At 69.4% G+C, this 17,281-nt stretch carries 12 protein-coding genes; 10 read left to right on the top strand and 2 right to left on the bottom strand.

Translation table 11 applies throughout. The annotated features are described in order from the left end of the window. Window positions 1-135 precede the first annotated feature (135 nt). The 3 genes from ACFWPH_RS05180 (at window position 136) to ACFWPH_RS05170 (ending at window position 4,857) form a co-directional block, all read left to right on the top strand. A complete protein-coding gene (locus ACFWPH_RS05180; RefSeq protein WP_378748263.1) occupies window positions 136-1,404 on the top strand; it encodes a histidine kinase in 1,269 nt (422 codons plus the stop codon). A gap of 554 nt (window positions 1,405-1,958) precedes the next feature. Beyond that, window positions 1,959-2,621 (top strand): response regulator transcription factor, encoded by a 663-nt coding sequence (locus tag ACFWPH_RS05175; RefSeq protein ID WP_033241265.1) that lies wholly within the window; start codon window positions 1,959-1,961, stop codon window positions 2,619-2,621. Between the two features lie 106 nt (window positions 2,622-2,727). Beyond that, window positions 2,728-4,857: a serine/threonine-protein kinase gene (locus ACFWPH_RS05170; RefSeq protein ID WP_378748262.1), complete on the top strand. Its 2,130-nt coding sequence runs from the start codon at window positions 2,728-2,730 to the stop codon at window positions 4,855-4,857. A 166-nt stretch (window positions 4,858-5,023) separates the two neighbouring features. Here the strand turns inward: ACFWPH_RS05170 and ACFWPH_RS05165 are convergent, their stop codons facing one another. Further along, window positions 5,024-5,785, bottom strand: coding sequence for an ABC transporter ATP-binding protein (locus ACFWPH_RS05165; RefSeq protein WP_378749383.1), 762 nt, complete (start codon window positions 5,783-5,785; stop codon window positions 5,024-5,026). 43 nt (window positions 5,786-5,828) lie between these two features. Further along, window positions 5,829-6,134, bottom strand: a complete 306-nt coding sequence (locus ACFWPH_RS05160; protein ID WP_378748260.1) for a hypothetical protein — start codon at window positions 6,132-6,134, stop codon at window positions 5,829-5,831. Window positions 6,135-6,325: 191 nt separating this feature from the next. Between ACFWPH_RS05160 and ACFWPH_RS05155 the strand changes: the two genes are divergently transcribed. The 7 genes from ACFWPH_RS05155 to gatB all read left to right on the top strand — a co-directional run bounded on the left by ACFWPH_RS05155 (window position 6,326) and on the right by gatB (window position 17,055). Beyond that, window positions 6,326-7,816, top strand: a complete 1,491-nt coding sequence (locus ACFWPH_RS05155) for a sensor histidine kinase (RefSeq protein ID WP_378748259.1) — start codon at window positions 6,326-6,328, stop codon at window positions 7,814-7,816. Between the two features lie 400 nt (window positions 7,817-8,216). After that, entirely contained in the window at window positions 8,217-8,903 is a 687-nt protein-coding gene (locus ACFWPH_RS05150) for a response regulator (RefSeq protein WP_378748258.1), read from the top strand. A gap of 66 nt (window positions 8,904-8,969) precedes the next feature. Then, on the top strand, window positions 8,970-11,483 hold the full coding sequence (locus ACFWPH_RS05145; RefSeq protein WP_378748256.1) for a protein kinase: 2,514 nt from the start codon (window positions 8,970-8,972) through the stop codon (window positions 11,481-11,483). Window positions 11,484-11,551: 68 nt separating this feature from the next. Next, a complete protein-coding gene (locus ACFWPH_RS05140; protein ID WP_378748255.1) occupies window positions 11,552-12,520 on the top strand; it encodes a hypothetical protein in 969 nt (322 codons plus the stop codon). Window positions 12,521-12,600: 80 nt separating this feature from the next. After that, complete coding sequence (locus ACFWPH_RS05135) at window positions 12,601-13,635, top strand: ATP-dependent 6-phosphofructokinase (protein ID WP_378748253.1); 1,035 nt, start codon at window positions 12,601-12,603, stop codon at window positions 13,633-13,635. A gap of 484 nt (window positions 13,636-14,119) precedes the next feature. Beyond that, complete coding sequence (locus ACFWPH_RS05130) at window positions 14,120-15,502, top strand: alpha/beta hydrolase family protein (protein ID WP_378748252.1); 1,383 nt, start codon at window positions 14,120-14,122, stop codon at window positions 15,500-15,502. A gap of 44 nt (window positions 15,503-15,546) precedes the next feature. Then, complete coding sequence (gene gatB, locus ACFWPH_RS05125) at window positions 15,547-17,055, top strand: Asp-tRNA(Asn)/Glu-tRNA(Gln) amidotransferase subunit GatB (RefSeq protein WP_378748251.1); 1,509 nt, start codon at window positions 15,547-15,549, stop codon at window positions 17,053-17,055. Window positions 17,056-17,281 lie beyond the last annotated feature (226 nt).

Raw genomic sequence — 17,281 nt, 5'->3', positions numbered from 1 at the left:
GACGGTATGAATCGATAACGGTCGCGGCCGTCCCGCTCAGGAGCGGTTCCGGGCCCCCCCCGGGCGGTGAGGGCGGGGGTGGTCTACCCCGGGTGTACGGGCCCGATTTCACCCCACGGTATGAGGTGGATCCGGGTGGCGGTTCGTAATGTCGGTGCCATGATGGAGATCGGCGCCGGGCAACCGGCAGCGAAGTCACTGACTCTCCGGAGCAGGCTCGCCCGCCTCGGACCCCGGTGGTGGGTGGATGCGGGCACAGTCTTCGTCGTGCTGGTGTTGTTCTCGGTCGCCTGGCCCACCCTGCACCTGACCCATGACGTGCCGTGGTCGATCGCCCCGCTCATCGCGGCGTTCGCCGCCCTGCCGGTACTGCTGATCCGGCGGAACGCGCCGCTGGGCTGGGCCGTCTCCGCCGGTTCCGCGCTGTTCATCGCGCTGGCCGTACCGAACGAGCCAGGTGAAGCGCTCCCGTTCCAGGTGGTGCATATCGTCGCGCTCTACTTCCTGGTCTTCGGGGTGGCGTTGCGGTCACCGCCGCCGCTGGTGGCGGTGGTGTGGGCGGCGACATCGCTATTGCTGGGCGCGGCGCTCTCGGAAGAAGGGGTCGGCGCCGATCCGTGGGCTTGGCCGGTCTCCCTGGCCGCGACCGTGTTCGTCGCGGTACTGCTGCGGTCGCTGATCCGTTCACGCTCCGAGCTGAACCGGCAGACCGAACTCAGCGAACTCGAACGCGCGCGGCGCACCATCCTCGAGGAGAAAGCGCGGATCGCCCGCGATCTGCACGATGTGGTCGCGCACCACATGTCGCTGGTCGTCGTGCAGGCGCAGACAGCCCCGTACCGGGTGACCGGTGTGAACGAGGCCGCGCGGGCCGAATTCGAATCGATCGGCGCCACCGCGCGGGAAGCGCTCAACGAGATCCGCGGCCTGCTCGGTGTATTGCGCAGCGACGGTCAGCTCGCCGAACACACCCCGCAGCCCACCGCCGTGGACTTGGAAGCGCTGTTCCACTCCGCCACCCGGGCCGGGGTGGATCTCACCTGGTCGGTCGAGGGCCCACTCGCGGCGATACCCGACACCGTGGGCTCCGCGCTGTACCGGATCGTGCAGGAATCGCTGGCCAATGCCGGCCGGCACGCCCCCGGCGCCCCGGTCCGGATCGGGATCGACTGTGCCGAGACCGTCACCCTCACTGTCGTCAACGGTCCGGGCACCGGTCCGGCGGCCGCCGGCACCGGCGGGCACGGAATTCCCGGAATGCAGGCGCGGGCCCTGGCGGTCGGCGGACGGTTGACGGCGGAACCGACGGCCGACGGCGGATTCCGCGTCAGTGCACTACTACCCCGCACCGTCGCGATGGACCTGCCCTCGCCGGCCGCCGCCCAACCCGGCGCTCCCGCCTGATCCGAACCAGGTGGGTTCGCCCTGGCTGAGCCGTTCGGTGGTTTCCGGCAGCGCGGTGCACACCCGGCGTAGACGCGGCGCTGCGGCTATCACACCAGTGCACAACTTCTCGAATGGCCCGGAACCCCCGTGCTGTCAACAGATCACCGGATATCCGCCTGCATGTCCGATGCCGCCGAACCCCGGCCGGGCATTTACAGCAACCCGAATGGCCTCGACGATTCTTCGAGCGGGCGTGCGTGCCGGTTTTTTTGGAGGCGGCTCCGGTATAAGGTGCGTGGCCTGCCTGACTCGGAATCGGACCGTCGGGACAGACCGAACCGGCGAGATACGCCGCTCCTGCTGCCAGAGCGTTCTATGGCCGACCGCGCCGGACCAGGGCCTCCCACCTGGCCTTGTTGTGGCCCACCTCAAAGGTTCGGGGCCCGTCTCGTTCTGGAGCGACGGAGCGGGGGAGCGAAGCGGAGGAGCGGAGGAGTGAAGAACGAGACCCGAAGGGCCCCGAACCCGCGCCGCCGGAGGCGGCGCCATAGATACAGCTTTAAGCTGAGCGCGTGGCAATAACCGTGTTGATCGCCGACGATCAGGCCATGGTCCGGCAGGGGTTCGGGGCGTTACTGGCCGCGCAACCCGATATCAGTGTTATCGGTGATGCGCCGGACGGGAAAGTGGCGGTCGCCGAGGCGGCGCGGTTACGACCCGATGTGGTGCTGATGGATGTCCGGATGCCGGAGATGAACGGATTGGACGCGGCGCGTTCCATCCTGTCCGCGGGTTTCGATCCGCCGGTGCGGGTGCTCATGTTGACGACTTTCGATATCGACGACTACGTCTACGAGGCGCTCGGTCTCGGCGCCAGCGGGTTCCTGCTCAAAGACGCCCCGGCCGAGGAGTTGGTGCGTGCGGTACGGGTGGTCGCGGCCGGGGAGGCGCTGCTCGCCCCCACCGTGACTCGGCGGTTGATCGCCGAGGTGACGATGCGTCGGTCCGCGCGCCGCACCCCGTCTCCGGCGCTGGCGGCGCTCACCCCGCGGGAACGTGAAATCCTGGAGCTGGTCGCCCGCGGGATGTCCAATACCGAAATCGCCGAGGCCCTGTTCATCGCCGAGCAGACGGTGAAAACCCATGTGTCGAAGGTTTTCACCAAATTGGATCTGCGTGATCGTGCGCAGGCGGTGGTGCTCGCCTATGAATCGGGTCTGGTCACCCCGGGCTGATCGGATGGTCAGGTTTGCATGGACTGCGCGGATTCCCGTTTTCCCGGCGGAACCGGCGGCGTGTGCCCGGTAGGCTCACGAGTCTGTCAGTCACCCGAAGGGGGTCGTGTTGCTCAACAGCGGTGACGTGTTCGCCGGTTTCACCATCGAGCGGCAACTCGGTGAAGGCGGAATGGGTGCCGTGTATCTGGCCCGGCATCCCCGGCTGGGGAAACTGACCGCCCTCAAACTGCTCAAACCGGAATTGTTCGCCGACGCCGCGATCCGCACCCGTTTCGAGCGGGAAGCGGATCTGGCCGCCGCGCTGGATCATCCGAGCATCGTCACGGTGTACGACCGCGGGATGGAGGGGGAGCACCTGTGGATGTGCATGCAGTACATCGATGGCGCCGACGCGGGCACCGTGAATTCGCTGTCGCTGCCGCCGGACAAAGCGGTGCAGATCATCACCGGTGTCGCCGACGCGCTCGATTACGCGCACGGAATGGGTGTTCTGCACCGGGATGTGAAACCGTCCAATATTCTGCTGGCCCGCGCCAATACGGGGCAGGGTGAGCGGGTTTTCCTGACCGATTTCGGGCTCGCTCGGTTACGTGCGGAAACGGTCCGGTTGACGCAGACCGGTATGTTCACCGCGACCCTCGCGTTCGCCTCCCCGGAACAGATGACCGGCGGCGATATGGACGGCCGGTCGGACCAGTATTCGCTGGCCTGCACGCTGTATTGGCTGCTCACCGGAATGGCGCCGTTCGATTCGCCGAATCCCGCCGATATCATTCACGGGAATCTGCAGCTGGCGCCGCCGCCGCTGGCGGTCAAACGGCGTGGTCTGCCGCCGGGTCTGGATCCGGTGCTGGCCAAGGCGATGGCCAAACATCCGGCGCACCGCTACCGGACGTGTGCGGAATTCGCCGCGGCCGCGGAACGCGCGCTGACCGCCCCGCCGTCCACGCAGCCGCCGGAAACTGCCGGGCCGGGTACCGGATTCGTGGCGCCCCCAGCCGGTTACGCCCCCGCGCAACCTGTTCCGCCGGGCGCGCCCGCGCCGGCGGGGTATCCGGCCGACGGTCGATACGCGGGCAGTGCAGCACCGGTTGTGCCGCCGCAGCCGGCGGGTTCACCGCCTCCCGGTGCGCCACGAGGACCGTCCGTGGAACAGACGGGTGGTGCGGCGGCTCTCGTCCCCGCCGACGCCCCGCCGGGGCAGATCGACACAGGTGCGCAGCCCACTGTCGCGATCACGCGGCCCGCGCCGCCGGCCGGCTCGCCGGGTCCGGCGGTGGAGCGGACGGGCGGGTTCGGTGCGGTACCGCCGAGTGTCGAGCACACGGGCGCGAACCCGCAGGTTCCGGCGGGAGTCGAACATACCGGCGGGATGCCGGTGGTGCCGGGGCCGCAGCCCGCGGGCGCACCGGCCGGTTACGCGGGTGGTTCTGTGGAAACCACCGGTGCCACGGCGACCATGCGCCACGGCGGCTACCCGCCCGGCTACTCGGCGCCGCCCCCCGGCTACGCCCCGCCCGGGACCACCGCGCCGCCGGTGCGGCGCAGCCGGGCACCGTGGGTCGCCGTGGCGATTCTCGTACCGCTCATCGTGGCAGCCCTGATCGCGGTGGTCGTGGTGGTGCTCCTGGGCGCCGGCGATTCGGGCTCCGGCAGTGCACCGGCCGCGCCGCAGACGTCCACCCTGGAACGGGAGCCCAGCAGTGCGGCCGGTCCCGGTGGTTCGCCCGGCGGCGAGCCGGGCGACCGCACCCGCCGCCTGTTCCCCTCCCTGCTCCCGCAAGGGCCCGGACTCGACGGGCTCGGGTACCAGAGCGCCCGATGCAGCAGATTCGGTCCCGGGGATCGGATTCCGCTGCTCCCGGACGTGCCGGTTTTCGACGATGTCCTGGAAACCCGCCCCTGGGAGGCGATCTGGGATTGCCGGCAGATTCAGCTGCAGCCCGCCCGGATGGATTACACGATCATCACCTACCCGGACGCCGAAGCCGCCCGGGAGGTGGTCGCCGGCCTGCCCGCGCACGATACGTCGGCGGGCACCAAATCCGGCGAACCGTACACCGCCCATGTCTGGGAGGATTCCGGCGCGCGCGGGCAGTTCAACGTGAACATGCTGGTTTCCTTCGGCTCCGGCGGAGAATCACCGCGGAGCAATTCCCTGCTGTTCGTCCGCACATGGGGCCCGACCGCCCGTCAGGACATTCACAGCTGGTGGGCCGACGCACCGCTGTAATGTCCGCGCCGCCTCGACCCCGCGGGGGTCGACGTCGGGCGGGGTGTCCGACCTCGGATGGGTCGTAACCTTTCAGGGCGGCGTACGCTCGGAGGCGCCGCTGGTTACGCCGGGCTCGCTGCGGCTCGTTAGGTCGGGCCGGCTACGTCGGGTTCGGCGCGGCTGGTTATGCCGGGTTCGGCGCGGCGCGACCTGCGAGCGCTGCACTGAACTCGGCATCACCGCCCACCGGGTGCGCCGTGGTGCGTTCGTCCGACCCGATGCGTCCGTCGCCGAGGGTGACCACCCGGTCGCAGTAGTCCACCGCACCGCGGTCGTGGGTCACCATCACCACCGAATTACCCGATCCGGCGACCTCGGCCAGGAGTGCGAGGATCGAGGCGCCGGTTTTCGAGTCGAGGTTGCCGGTGGGTTCGTCGGCCAGGATGAGCGGCGGGTCCATGATCAGCGCCCGCGCCACCGCGACGCGCTGCATCTGCCCGCCGGACAGTTCGGCGGGACGGTGCTCGGCGCGCGCACCGAGCCCGACCCGGTCGAGCAGCTCCAGGGCCCGCGGTTTCGCCTTGCGCAGAGATTTGCCGTCGAGCAGTTTCGGCACCGCGACGTTCTCCCACGCCGACAGGGTGGGCAGCAGATTGAAGAACTGGAAGATGAACCCCACCCGATGCCGCCGGAATTCCGACTGCTGTTCCTCGCTCAACGCGCCGATTTCCGCGTCCTGGAACCGGATCGACCCGGAATCGGGGCGGTCCAGCGCACCGAGCATATGCAGCAGTGTGCTCTTCCCCGACCCGGACGGACCGATCACGGCGGTGAACTCACCCGCTTCCAGGCGCAGCCCGATCCCGTCGAGCGCCCGCACGGGCTGATCGCCGACGCGGTACTCCTTCACGACGTCGGTCAGTTCCAGCATGGCCGGCTGCGTCATCGCCACCCCGTTTTCCACAGATGTCGGTACGGCCGGGCGTGGCTCACGCGACCAGCACCCGCGACGCCGTCCGGGCATCCAGTACCGCACGCAGTACCGGCTGTTCGGCCGCCAGTTCGAGGTACGCCTCGTCCACGGTCCGGCCCTGGGCGGCGCCCAGTTCCAGCTTGGCGTCCAGATGAATGTTCCACCGATAGCGCAGGGCCGCAAGTACTCCGTGCGGTCCGCCGAACAACCGGTCGAGGTGCGGGATATCGTCGAACAGATCGGCGCGGGCGGGGTCGCCGGCCGCGCGATCGAGAACGGTGTGCAGGATCTCGGTACGCAGGTGCTGCTCTGTCCAGGACATGATCCGTGCCCTTTCGGTCGGGGCCTGGGGTACGCCGCCCGGTCCGGTGCGGCGTCGGCGCGTTCCACGCTACGGATCCGTGGCCCCCGATTCGTCGTGCGGCGGGCGTGAATCGATCTCCTACCGGGGGCGGAGTCCGGCCCCCGCCGCAGGTGGATGTCTCGCGTGGCCCGGCTGATTACCCTGGAGACGTGCCTGAGAGCCACCTCACATCCACGGCGGGTGACAACCCGCGGCGTACAAGCGAGGGCGTCGCTGCGGGGGCGGGAGATCAACTGGCGGCGGACCGTACCCGGGTCGCGGGCGTTGTGACGGAGGTCGGCACCCGTGGCGGTGTCGGCGCCGGCCGCTCGCCGGCGGTCCGGGCCGGTCGGGTGTGGCGGCGGTTCACGGCCTGGTGGCCGAGCGGGCGGTTGCGGTTGGGCTGGCACCCGCTCGGCGACCTGCCGTTCGACTACCCGCCGAAGGTGGTGCTGTTCGCCGATCTGGCGCTGCTCGTCCTCGGTTTCGTCGCCTGCCTGCAACGGCACGAGTATTTCCCGACCGTGCTGCCGTTGCTCGCGGTGGTGCTGTTGTTCCTGTCGGTACCGGCCTATGTGCTGTTCGGGATCGTGCCGCGGCCGCTGGCGCTGGGGGTGGCGACGATGGTCGCGGCGGCGCTGTTCTTCGCCCAGCCGGTGGATGCCGATTTCGCGCCGTTCGTGTTGATGGTGGTGGCCGCCGAAATCGCGGCGATCGCCCCGAAACGGGTGAGTATCCCGCTGGCGCTGCTGGCGACTCTCGAACTGGTCGCCTTCGCCGCATTGAGTCAGGAGCTGTGGGGAAACGACTCGCTGCGCATCGGTGTCCCGATGTATGCGCTCGGTATCCTGCTCGGCTGGCTGGTCGGCGTGATGCTGCAGTATCAGCGGCTGTACCTGTATCAGGAACGGGAGAACCAGAATGTGCGGGCCGCGCAGGCAGCGGCCGCCGAACGCAACCGTATCGCCCGCGAAGTACACGATGTCATCGCCCATTCGCTCACCGTGACCCTGCTGCACGTCACCGCCGCCCGGCATGCGCTCACCACCGACAGCGATGTGGAGGAGGCGGTGGACGCGCTGGCCGACGCCGAACGGCTGGGCCGGCAGGCCATGGCCGATATCCGGCGCACGGTGGGTCTGCTGGATTCCGGGCGGACCGCGGCGGGCCCGGAACCGGGCGCCGACGATATCCCCGCCCTGATCGACGACTTCGCCAACGCCGGCCTGATCGTGCGCCGCCGCGTCACCGGCGACCTGGACCGGATCTCCGCGGCGGTCGGTCTCGCGATCTACCGCATCTGCCAGGAATCACTGGCCAATATCGCCAAACACGCACCCGGTGCGGCCGTCGAATTCGCGCTGGATATCGGCGCGCGGTCGGCGGTCGTACGGGTGCGCAATCCGCTCCCACCGGGGGCACCGGTGGGGCGGATCGGGCACGGCACCGGCGTCGCGGGGATGCGGCAGCGCGCGGAAGGTCTCGGGGGCCGGATCCTCATCGGACCCGAGGCCGGCACCTGGATCGTGCGGGCCGAGTTCCCGCTGCACGACCGCCCGGAGCAAGTCGACGAGCCCGCACCCGACGCCCGAGAAGAGCACTGCGCGCTGATGAAATCGATCGGTGTACCCCAACTCCGCAGACCGGGACTACCTGGATGACCACCGCCCGCCCGTCCCATGTCGAGACAGCGCGCGAGAACGGACGCCCCGATAACGGACGCCGCGACGTGGGCGGTGCCCGGTCTGGCAGCCAGTGGGTTCGCGACGGACCGGAGATTGCACAGCGGGTGCTGCCGGGCCGATCCGGGTGCTGTGCCTGCGCGCCGACCCGATGCAGCGCACACCCCGCGGTCAGCTGTCGATGCGGTTGCGCGATGTGCGCGACGCGGATTCCCCACGCGCCTGGCCGGCCGAAGTTCCGGCTCGACGCCACCCGCCACGGAGACCCGGACCCCCGGCCGAGGCGATCGGTGAGCCGGCCCGGGCGAGGTATGACAGGGCCGCGTGATGTGCCGACGCGGGCCGGCCGGTGCCGGCCCACCAGTTCACGGGAGGAAAGATGACCAGGGCCGATAGCGATCCGGAACCACTCGAGGTCTTGATCGTCGACGATCAGGAACTCGTGCGCGGCGGGCTGCGCCGCATCCTGCGCCGCCGCGACGGGTTCCGGATCAGCGAATGCGCCGACGGCGACGAGGTGCTCGCCGCGGTCGCGGCGCACACTCCCGATATCGTGCTCATGGATCTGCGGATGAAACGGGTGGGCGGTATCGAGGCCACCCGGCTGTTGCGGGCCCGCGCCGGTGAACCGCCGGTACTCGTGCTCACCACCTTCGACGACGACCAGTTGCTGTCCGGGGCGTTACGCGCCGGCGCCGCCGGATTCCTGCTCAAGGATTCCCCCGCCGAGGATCTGATCCGGGCCGTCCGCACCGTGGCCGCGGGCGGGGCCTGGCTCGACCCCGCCGTCACGGGCCGCGTTCTGTCGACCTACCGCACGTCCGCGGTGCCGCCGGCCGGGCCGCCCGCAGGCGGTGAGCTGACCGGCCGCGAATACGAGGTCCTGGCCCTGATCGGCCGGGGCCGGGCCAACAGTGAGATAGCCCACGCGCTGGGAATCTCGGAAGTCACCGTGAAATCCCATGTGGGTCATATCTTCGGCAAACTGGGACTGCGCGACCGGGCCGCGGCCATCGTCTACGCGTTTGACCACGGCGTGGTTTCCCCGGGACAATCCAAGGTTTGACGGGCAGCCCGGCGCGACTACGCGACCGGGTCGATACGGCGCCCGCGACGTGGAGAGGATGGACGGGTGCAGGCGCCAGGTTCCGAAGTCGGCGGGCGGTTCGGTCCTTATGAGCTGCGTTCCCTGCTGGGTAGCGGCGGGATGGGGGAGGTCTACGAGGCCTACGACACCGTCAAGGACCGGGTGGTCGCGCTCAAACTGCTTTCCGGCGATCTGGTCGGCGACCCGGAATACCAGACCCGGTTCCGCCGTGAATCGCAGGCCGCGGCCCGGCTCGCCGAACCGCATATCATTCCCATCCACGATTGGGGCGTGATCGAGGGCCGGTTGTTCATCGATATGCGGCTGGTCGCCGGCACCGATCTGCGGACCGTGCTGCAGTCCGGTGGTCCGCTGAGCCCGCAGCGGGCGGTCACCGTGATCGAGCAGATCGCCGCCGCCCTGGATGCCGCGCACGCCGACGGCCTGGTGCACCGCGATGTGAAACCGGCGAACATCCTGGTCACCGACGCCGATTTCGCTTACCTCGCCGATTTCGGGATCGCCCACCACGCGGGCGATTCCGCTGTGACGCAAGCGGGGGTCGCGGTCGGTTCCTACACCTATATGGCGCCCGAACGGTTCGAACGTGTACCGGTCACCACGCGGGCCGATATCTATTCGCTGGCATGTGTACTGCACGAATGCCTCACCGGCGCGCAACCGTTCGACGCCCCCAGTATCGGCATGCTGATCCGCGCGCATCTGGCGGAACCGCCGCCACGGGCAAGCTTTCAGCGAACCGGGTTGCCGGCTGCATTCGACGATGTGATCGCATGTGGTATGGCCAAGGATCCGCACGAGCGTTTCGCTACGGCAGGAGAACTCGCTGTCGCAGCCCGTACCGCGCTGAATTCCCCGGCACGTCCGCCGCACTCGCAGGCGGCCTCTGCATCGGGAACCGGCGAATTCCCCGCAACCCCCGCGCCTTCCGCGGAGAGCTCCCCGCCGACCGGCGGAATACCCACCCTGGTGGTCCGGATTCCGAACCGCGACGAAGACGGCGCCCCGGACCAGACCACGGTCCTGCCCGCGATCATCCCCGGCGACCCCACCTCGGTGCGCCCCACCGAATTCGAGTTCACCCCGCTCAACTCCGACGAACAGGCCGAGCCCGAAGCCCCGGCCGCCGGTATCCGCCCGTTCCCCGACGCCCACCTGTACCAGAACGAGCAGTTGCATCCGGCCGCCGATCCGGATGCGGCCCCGGCGACCGGTGGGATGCCGGTCGCCGACTTCTACCCGCCCGACCAGGCGACCCGCATCTACGGCCAGGGCCTCGCACCCACCGCACCCGGTACCGACGATGCGACCCGCGTCTTCGAGTCACCGCCACCCGCCGCGGACTCCCCGGACCTCTCCGGCGACGCCACCCGCGCCTACCGGCTTCCCCCCGTCCCGGCCGACCCCGAGTTCGGGCGGGCCGACCCTGCCGACGAATCGGATCATGCCTACGGCTCGGACCAGCGTGCGTACGGCAGCCAGGCGCAGCAATACGAGAACGGCTATCGATCGAGCGATTACCCGCTCGAGCACGGACCGGGCGAACAAGCCTTCCAGCCGGATGAGCGCGGCCACCGATCGGGCGAATATCCGGCCGACGCCCACGGCGGGGCCGGCCGTGCTGCGCCGCCGGGCGACTTCCGCTCCCGCTCGGACGACGACACCCGGCGGGTGGACGATGACACCCAGTTCCCGGCCGGCCGCGGGTACAGGCCGGACGAGCATGGCTACCCGCCTGCCGAAGGCGTATACGGGCCGGGCGGCGCGGCCGGCCCGTCCACGGGAGACTGGTGGACCGCCGAGCGCGGGGACCCATCCGGCGACCGGCAGCCCGCCGGAGCGGTCCGGCCGGGCCCCGGCGGCCTGTTCGGTTACGGCGGCGCCGGCCCCGCTCCCGAAACCCCACAGCCCGACTCCTACGGTTCCGGTTCTGCTTCGGGTGTCCCGGAGCCCGACCCTTATGCCGCCGCCTACGAGGCCGGTTACCGCGACAGCTACATGGCGAATGCGGCCCGTCCACCCGAGTCCGGGCCGGAGCAGCAGCGGTCTCGCGCAATGCCGATCCTGGCCGGCGCCGGGGTGTTCCTGCTCGTCGTGCTGATCGCGATTCTCGGGATCACCTTCCTCGGGTCCGGCGGCGAGGAAACGCCGAGCGCCGCCGAATCCACCGGTGCCGCCACCACCACCGCTGCGCCCAGCAGCGCTCCGGCCACCTCCACCGCGCCGACCCGCACCTCCTCCACCACGACCACCACGACGCGCGCCGGCGTGCCGGCCGATGCGCAGCCCTGTACGGCGGCATCCGGCGGCGGCGCCTACGGTTCGGCGGCGGCGGGTACCGCGGTGACCAGTTGCGAGTTCGCCGAAGCGGTACGGCAGGCCTATCTGGATCCCACGGTGGTCTCCGCCGAGGGGGAACCCGTTTCCATCGAGGCCACGAGTCCGGTGACCGGCCAGGCCTACACCCTCGAATGTGTTGCCGCGGACGGCCTGGTCACCTGCCGGGGCGGCAACAACGCGGTCGTGTACCTGTACTGACCGGCACCCGGCCCGGCCCGCTGCCGCGCACAGTTCGCGGGCCGATCCGGGCCGGGCTATGGTCGCCGATGAAGTACGGTGCTTCGACCGGGTACGAGACGTGGGAGATCGCAATAGTCATGGGCAGAGTTGTGTCGACCGAGAAGAAACGGGAACTCTTTCCGGCCCGGCGCCCGCTCGCCCTGCTCGGTTGCCTGCTCACCGCGGTCGTCGTCACCGCCTGCGGATCCGAGACCACCGAACCCGCGGCGCCGTCCACCTCGGTCACCCAGGCGGCCGCGGCCGATGTGCCCGGCGCCGAAGTACTGATCACGGTTCCCGGCACGCTGGCCGCCGATTTCGTCGAATTGGAGCGTTCGCAGAAGGGTGAACTGGGGCTGGCGATCATGCCGGTCGGTGGGGAGCGTCTGGTCGGGATGGGGAAATGGACCACCGGCCCGGCCTGGTCCACGATGAAGGTTCCGCTGGTTGTCGCCGCCGAACGCAAGAACCCGGGCGAGCAGACGTATGCCACCTCGGCCGCCATCACCGCGTCCGACAACTCCGCTGCCGACAGTCTGTGGTCGAATCTCGGGGCCCCGCGTGCCGCCGCGGACGCGGTGCAGGCCGTTCTGCGCGAAGGCGGCGACGATACGACCGTGGTTCAGGAGAAACCCGTCCGGTCGGGGTATTCCGCTTTCGGCCAGTCCGAGTGGTCGCTGGCCGATCAGGTGCGGTTCGCGTCCCGGCTGCCGTGCCTGCCCGGCGCCGATACGGTGATCGAACTGATGGGTTCGGTGAGTGCGAGCCAGCAGTGGGGGCTGGGTTCGGTCTTCGCCGAGGCCGATTTCAAGGGCGGCTGGGGTCCCGACCCCGACGGCGCCTACCTGGTGCGCCAGTTCGGCCTGGTCCCGGTCACCGGCGGCACGATCGCGATCGCGCTTGCCGCGCAACCGGATTCGGGCACTTTCTCCGACGGGATGAACCTGCTCGACAAGATGGCCGACCTCATTTCGCAGCATCTGGGCGAATTCACCGGCGGGTCCTGCCCGGCCTGACCGCGGCCCCGCACCGGCGTTACCCGACATTCACGGGCCCGAGGCGGCGCGGCGGGCCGGAAGCGGGCAAGATGGGCGCCATGCGCATCGGAATCCTGACCGGCGGTGGGGACTGTCCGGGACTGAACGCGGTGATCCGTGCCGTCGTCCGTACGGCCAACGGCCGCTACGGCGATGCCGTCGTCGGCTTCGAGGACGGCTGGCGCGGGCTGCTCGAGGACCGCAAGATCCGCATCCAGAACGATGACCGCACCGATCGCCTGCTCGCCAAGGGCGGCACCATGCTCGGCACCGCCCGCACCAACCCGGACGTGCTGCTGGCCGGCCTGAGCCGGATCCGGCAGACCCTCGACGACAACGGGATCGAAGCGCTCATCCCGATCGGCGGGGAAGGCACCCTCACGGCAGCCAGCTGGCTGTCCGAGGAAGGTGTCCCGGTGGTCGGTGTGCCGAAAACCATCGATAACGATATCGATTGCACCGATGTCACCTTCGGGCACGATACGGCGCTGTCCATCGCCACCGAGGCCATCGACCGCCTGCACACCACCGCGGAATCCCATCAGCGCGTGATGCTCATCGAGGTGATGGGCCGGCACGCCGGCTGGATCGCAATGCACTCCGGGATGGCGGCGGGTGCCCACCTGACCCTGGTACCCGAGCAGCCGTTCGACGTCACCGAGGTATGCGCGCTGATCAAACGCCGCTTCCAGCGCGGGGACAAACATTTCATCTGCGTCGTGGCCGAGGGATCGCATCCGGCTCCCGATTCCGGCTTCACCCTGCGTGAGGGCGGGGTCGACGAATTCGGGCACGAACGGTTCACCGGAGTCGCCCAGCAGCTCGGCATGGAGATCGAGCGGCGGATCGGCAAAGAGGTGCGGACCACGGTGCTCGGCCACGTGCAGCGCGGCGGCGCCCCCTCCCCGTACGACCGGGTCCTCGCCACCCGCTTCGGCCTGCACGCCGCCGAAGCGGTGCACGCCGGGCACTTCGGTCAGATGGTAGCCCTGCGCGGCACCGAAATCGGCCTTGTCCCCTTGCACGAAGCGACAAAACAACTCAAACGCGTCCCACCCGACCGCTACGAGGAAGCGCAGGCTTTCTTCGGCTAGACCCACAACCCCGCTCCGGCCACGCGCCCACGTCACCGCGAACCACCCCGCCGACAATCTCCTGCCGCCTATCGCCCTGCCGTAAACGTCCCTGCCGCTACAACCCTGGGACATGCGACCTCACCCCCGTTCCGCACATCCGGATGGTTCACCCTCCACGGGGTGGGGCCCGCCCGGTTCTGGAGCGACGGAGCGGGGGAGCGAAGCGGAGGAGCGGAGGAGTGAAGAACCGGGCCTATAAGGGCCCCACCCCTCGAGACGCGGAGCGTCTCCAAAATTACAGCCCCACCCTTAACGGATGGCCCACCTCGCAACCAGAGGTAACGGATGGCCTACCTCGTAACCAGAGGTCGACAGCGGTAACCAGACGTCGATAGCGCCCTTCGATGGCGGCGCAGGCTGTCGGGATACAGCCCCCCCGCCGCCCCGACCCGCACCTCCGAAGACGTCCCCGAACAACGCACCCGGCGATACAGTCGAGCCCATGCGCCATGGCAGGGGAGCGTTGCCGGTAGTGGTTGTGTGGTTGCTCGTCTCGATGCTGGTCGGCTGTGGGGACGCTCCGGCCGATGAACGCGTGGCCGGGCAGTGGCACGGTGCCATCGAGGTGCCCGGCGCTCCGGTGGTGGTCGGGGTGGAGTTCACCGGCCGGCACAGCGGTGTCATCGATATCCCGGCCCAGCAGATGACGCGGCACCCCCTGGAAGATGTCGTGGCCGAACCGGATGAGGTGCGGTTCGGTGTGCCGGATGTCCCCGGCGACGCCCGGTTCGCCGGCCGGCTCGACGAATCCGCCGGCGCGATCGTCGGCGATTTCCGCCAGGCCGGGCAGTCCTTCGGGCTCACCCTGAACCGCGCACCCGTGCCGCCGCCGGGCCGTCCGCAGGAGCCGCATCCGCCGTATCCCTATATTTCCGAGGATATTTCGTACCAGAGTGGCGGTATCACCGTTGCCGGCACCCTGACCCGGCCCGATACCACGGCTCCGGTGCCCGCCGTCGTCCTCGTCACCGGCAGCGGCCCGCAGGACCGTAACGAGGAAATCGCCGGTCACCGGCCGTTCCTGCTGCTCGCCGATACCCTCACCCGCGCTGGGTACGCGGTGCTGCGCACCGACGACCGCGGTGTCGGCGGGACCGGTGGCAACCTGAACCAGGCCGATTACGACGATCTGTCCGCCGATATCGAGGCCGGGCTCGGCTATCTGCGCGGCCGCCCCGAGATCGACCCGGCCGGTATCGGCCTGCTCGGGCACAGCGAGGGCGGATACCTCGCCCCGCTGGTAGCCGCGCGACCTGCGAACGAGATCGCGTTCGTGATGCTCATGGCCGCGCCCGCGATCATCGGTACCGATATCGTCCTCGACCAGGGCACCCGGGCATTCGGCGCCGCCGGCGCGACCCCGGAGCAGATCGACCGCCATCGTGCTTTCCTGACCGACTGGACCGCCGCGCTGCGCGCCGGTCAGCTCACCAAGGCCGCCCGGCTGTCCGAAACCTACAATCGGGGGTTGCCGGCCGAGTTGCGTGCTGCCAGTGAACCGTTCACCTCCCAGAACACGCCGTATATGGCCGCGCTGGTGTCCTACGATCCCGCGCCGGCCCTGTCCGCGCTGCGGATGCCGGTGCTGGCGTTCTACGGGTCGAAGGACGTCCAGGTGACCGCGGACCCGAACGTGCAGACCATGCGAGCCTTGCTGGCCGGCAACCCCGACGCGGAAGTCCCGGTTTTCGACGGGCTGAACCATCTCATGCAGCCCGCCTACACCGGCATGCCCAGCGAATACGAATCCATCGAGACCACCATCGACCCGGTGGTTCTCGATACCGTCACCGGCTGGCTCGGTGTGCGGATACCGGCCGGTTGAGGTGACCGCCGGGCCGTCACACCTGCGCGCATAGACTGTGCTCCATGAGCGCACCCACCGTCGAACTCATGGATTACGCCGATGTCGTGACCCGGTACGAGCCGGTGCTGGGCATGGAGGTCCATGTCGAGCTGTCCACCGCGACCAAGATGTTCTGCGGTTGCCCCACCACGTTCGGCGCCGATCCCAACACCCAGGTCTGCCCGGTCTGCCTGGGTCTGCCCGGTTCGCTGCCGGTGGTCAATCAGCAGGCGGTGGAATCGGCCGTGCGGATCGGCCTGGCCCTGAACTGTTCCATCACTCCGTGGGGCCGGTTCGCGCGCAAGAACTACTTCTACCCGGATCAGCCGAAGAACTACCAGATCAGCCAGTACGACGAGCCCATCGCCACCGAGGGCTACCTCGAGGTCCCGCTGGACGACGGCACCACCTTCCGGGTCGAGATCGAACGGGCTCATATGGAGGAGGACACCGGTAAATCGGTGCACGTCGGCGGTGCCACCGGCCGGATCCACGGCGCCAGCCACTCACTGCTCGACTACAACCGTGCCGGTGTCCCGCTGATCGAGATCGTCACCAAACCCGTCACCGGCGCCGGCGACCGCGCACCGGAGGTGGCGCGCGCCTACGTGACCGCGCTGCGCGATCTGCTGAAATCGCTGGACGTTTCCGATGTCCGGATGGAACACGGTTCGCTGCGCTGCGACGCCAATGTGTCCCTCATGCCGGTTGGTGCGGACGTGTTCGGTACCCGCACCGAAACCAAGAACGTGAACTCGCTCAAGAGTGTCGAGGTCGCCGTGCGGTTCGAGATGCGCCGTCAGGCGGCGGTTCTCGCGACCGGCGGGGAGATCATCCAGGAGACCCGCCACTTCCACGAGGCCGACGGCTCCACCTCCCCGGGCCGCCGCAAGGAAACCGCCGAGGACTACCGGTACTTCCCCGAACCGGACCTGGAGCCGGTCGCCCCCGACGCGGCCTGGGTGGAGGAGTTGCGCGGCACCATCCCCGAATACCCGTGGCTGCGGCGCGCGCGTATCCAATCGGACTGGGGTGTCTCCGACGAGGTCATGCGCGACCTGGTGAACGCCGGTGCCCTGGACCTCATCATCGCCACCGTCGACGCCGGCGCCCCCGCCAAGGAGGCCCGCTCGTGGTGGGTCGCCTACCTCACCGAGAAGGCCAACGAGCGCGGCGGCTCCCTCGAGGACCTGCCGATCACCCCGGCCCAGGTCGCCGAAGTGATCGCCCTGGTCGAGGCGAAAACGGTGAACAACAAGGTCGCCAAGCAGGTCGTCGACCTGGTGCTCGACGGCGAGGGCGACCCGGGCGCGATTGTCGAGAACAAAGGCTTGGGCATGGTCAGCGACGACAGCGCCCTGCAGGCCGAAGTGGACAAGGCATTGGCCGCCAACCCGGATATCGCCGACAAGATCCGCTCCGGCAAGGTCCAGGCCGCCGGCAAGATCGTCGGCGATGTCATGAAGGCCACCCGCGGCCAGGCCGACGCCGCCCGCGTCCGCGAACTGGTCCTCGCGGCCTGCGGCGCATAACCCGGTAGAACCGGGACCGCGCGGCGCAACCGGACCCCGCGGCGGAACCGGACCGCGCGGCGGACCGGATGGCTGGGTCGCGCGCACACTCGACAGCCGCGAAGACCGTGGCATCCGAGACCGGTCTGCGCCGCGGCCGCCTGTTTTGGTCGTGGCGGGGTGAGGGGTTTTCTGGGGGTTTGGCAGGGGGGTGCGGGCGGTGGGCCCTGGGGGTTTTGGCCCCAGG

It is taken from the genome of Nocardia sp. NPDC058499 (assembly GCF_042719915.1).
Classification (GTDB): Bacteria; Actinomycetota; Actinomycetes; order Mycobacteriales; family Mycobacteriaceae; genus Nocardia.
The sequence above is the reverse complement of the archived record's forward strand: the minus strand, read 5'-3'. Positions and strand labels throughout refer to the sequence as shown.

Excerpts from the sequence above, each read along its gene's own strand:
- ACFWPH_RS05165 (WP_378749383.1), bottom strand. The coding sequence starts at position 5,785 with ATGACGCAGCCGGCCATGCTGGAACTGACCGACGTCGTGAAGGAGTAC.
- ACFWPH_RS05160 (WP_378748260.1), bottom strand. The coding sequence starts at position 6,134 with ATGTCCTGGACAGAGCAGCACCTGCGTACCGAGATCCTGCACACCGTT.
- ACFWPH_RS05150 (WP_378748258.1), top strand. The coding sequence starts at position 8,217 with ATGACCAGGGCCGATAGCGATCCGGAACCACTCGAGGTCTTGATCGTC.
- ACFWPH_RS05140 (WP_378748255.1), top strand. The coding sequence starts at position 11,552 with ATGAAGTACGGTGCTTCGACCGGGTACGAGACGTGGGAGATCGCAATA.
- ACFWPH_RS05135 (WP_378748253.1), top strand. The coding sequence starts at position 12,601 with ATGCGCATCGGAATCCTGACCGGCGGTGGGGACTGTCCGGGACTGAAC.
- ACFWPH_RS05130 (WP_378748252.1), top strand. The coding sequence starts at position 14,120 with ATGCGCCATGGCAGGGGAGCGTTGCCGGTAGTGGTTGTGTGGTTGCTC.
- gatB (WP_378748251.1), top strand. The coding sequence starts at position 15,547 with ATGAGCGCACCCACCGTCGAACTCATGGATTACGCCGATGTCGTGACC.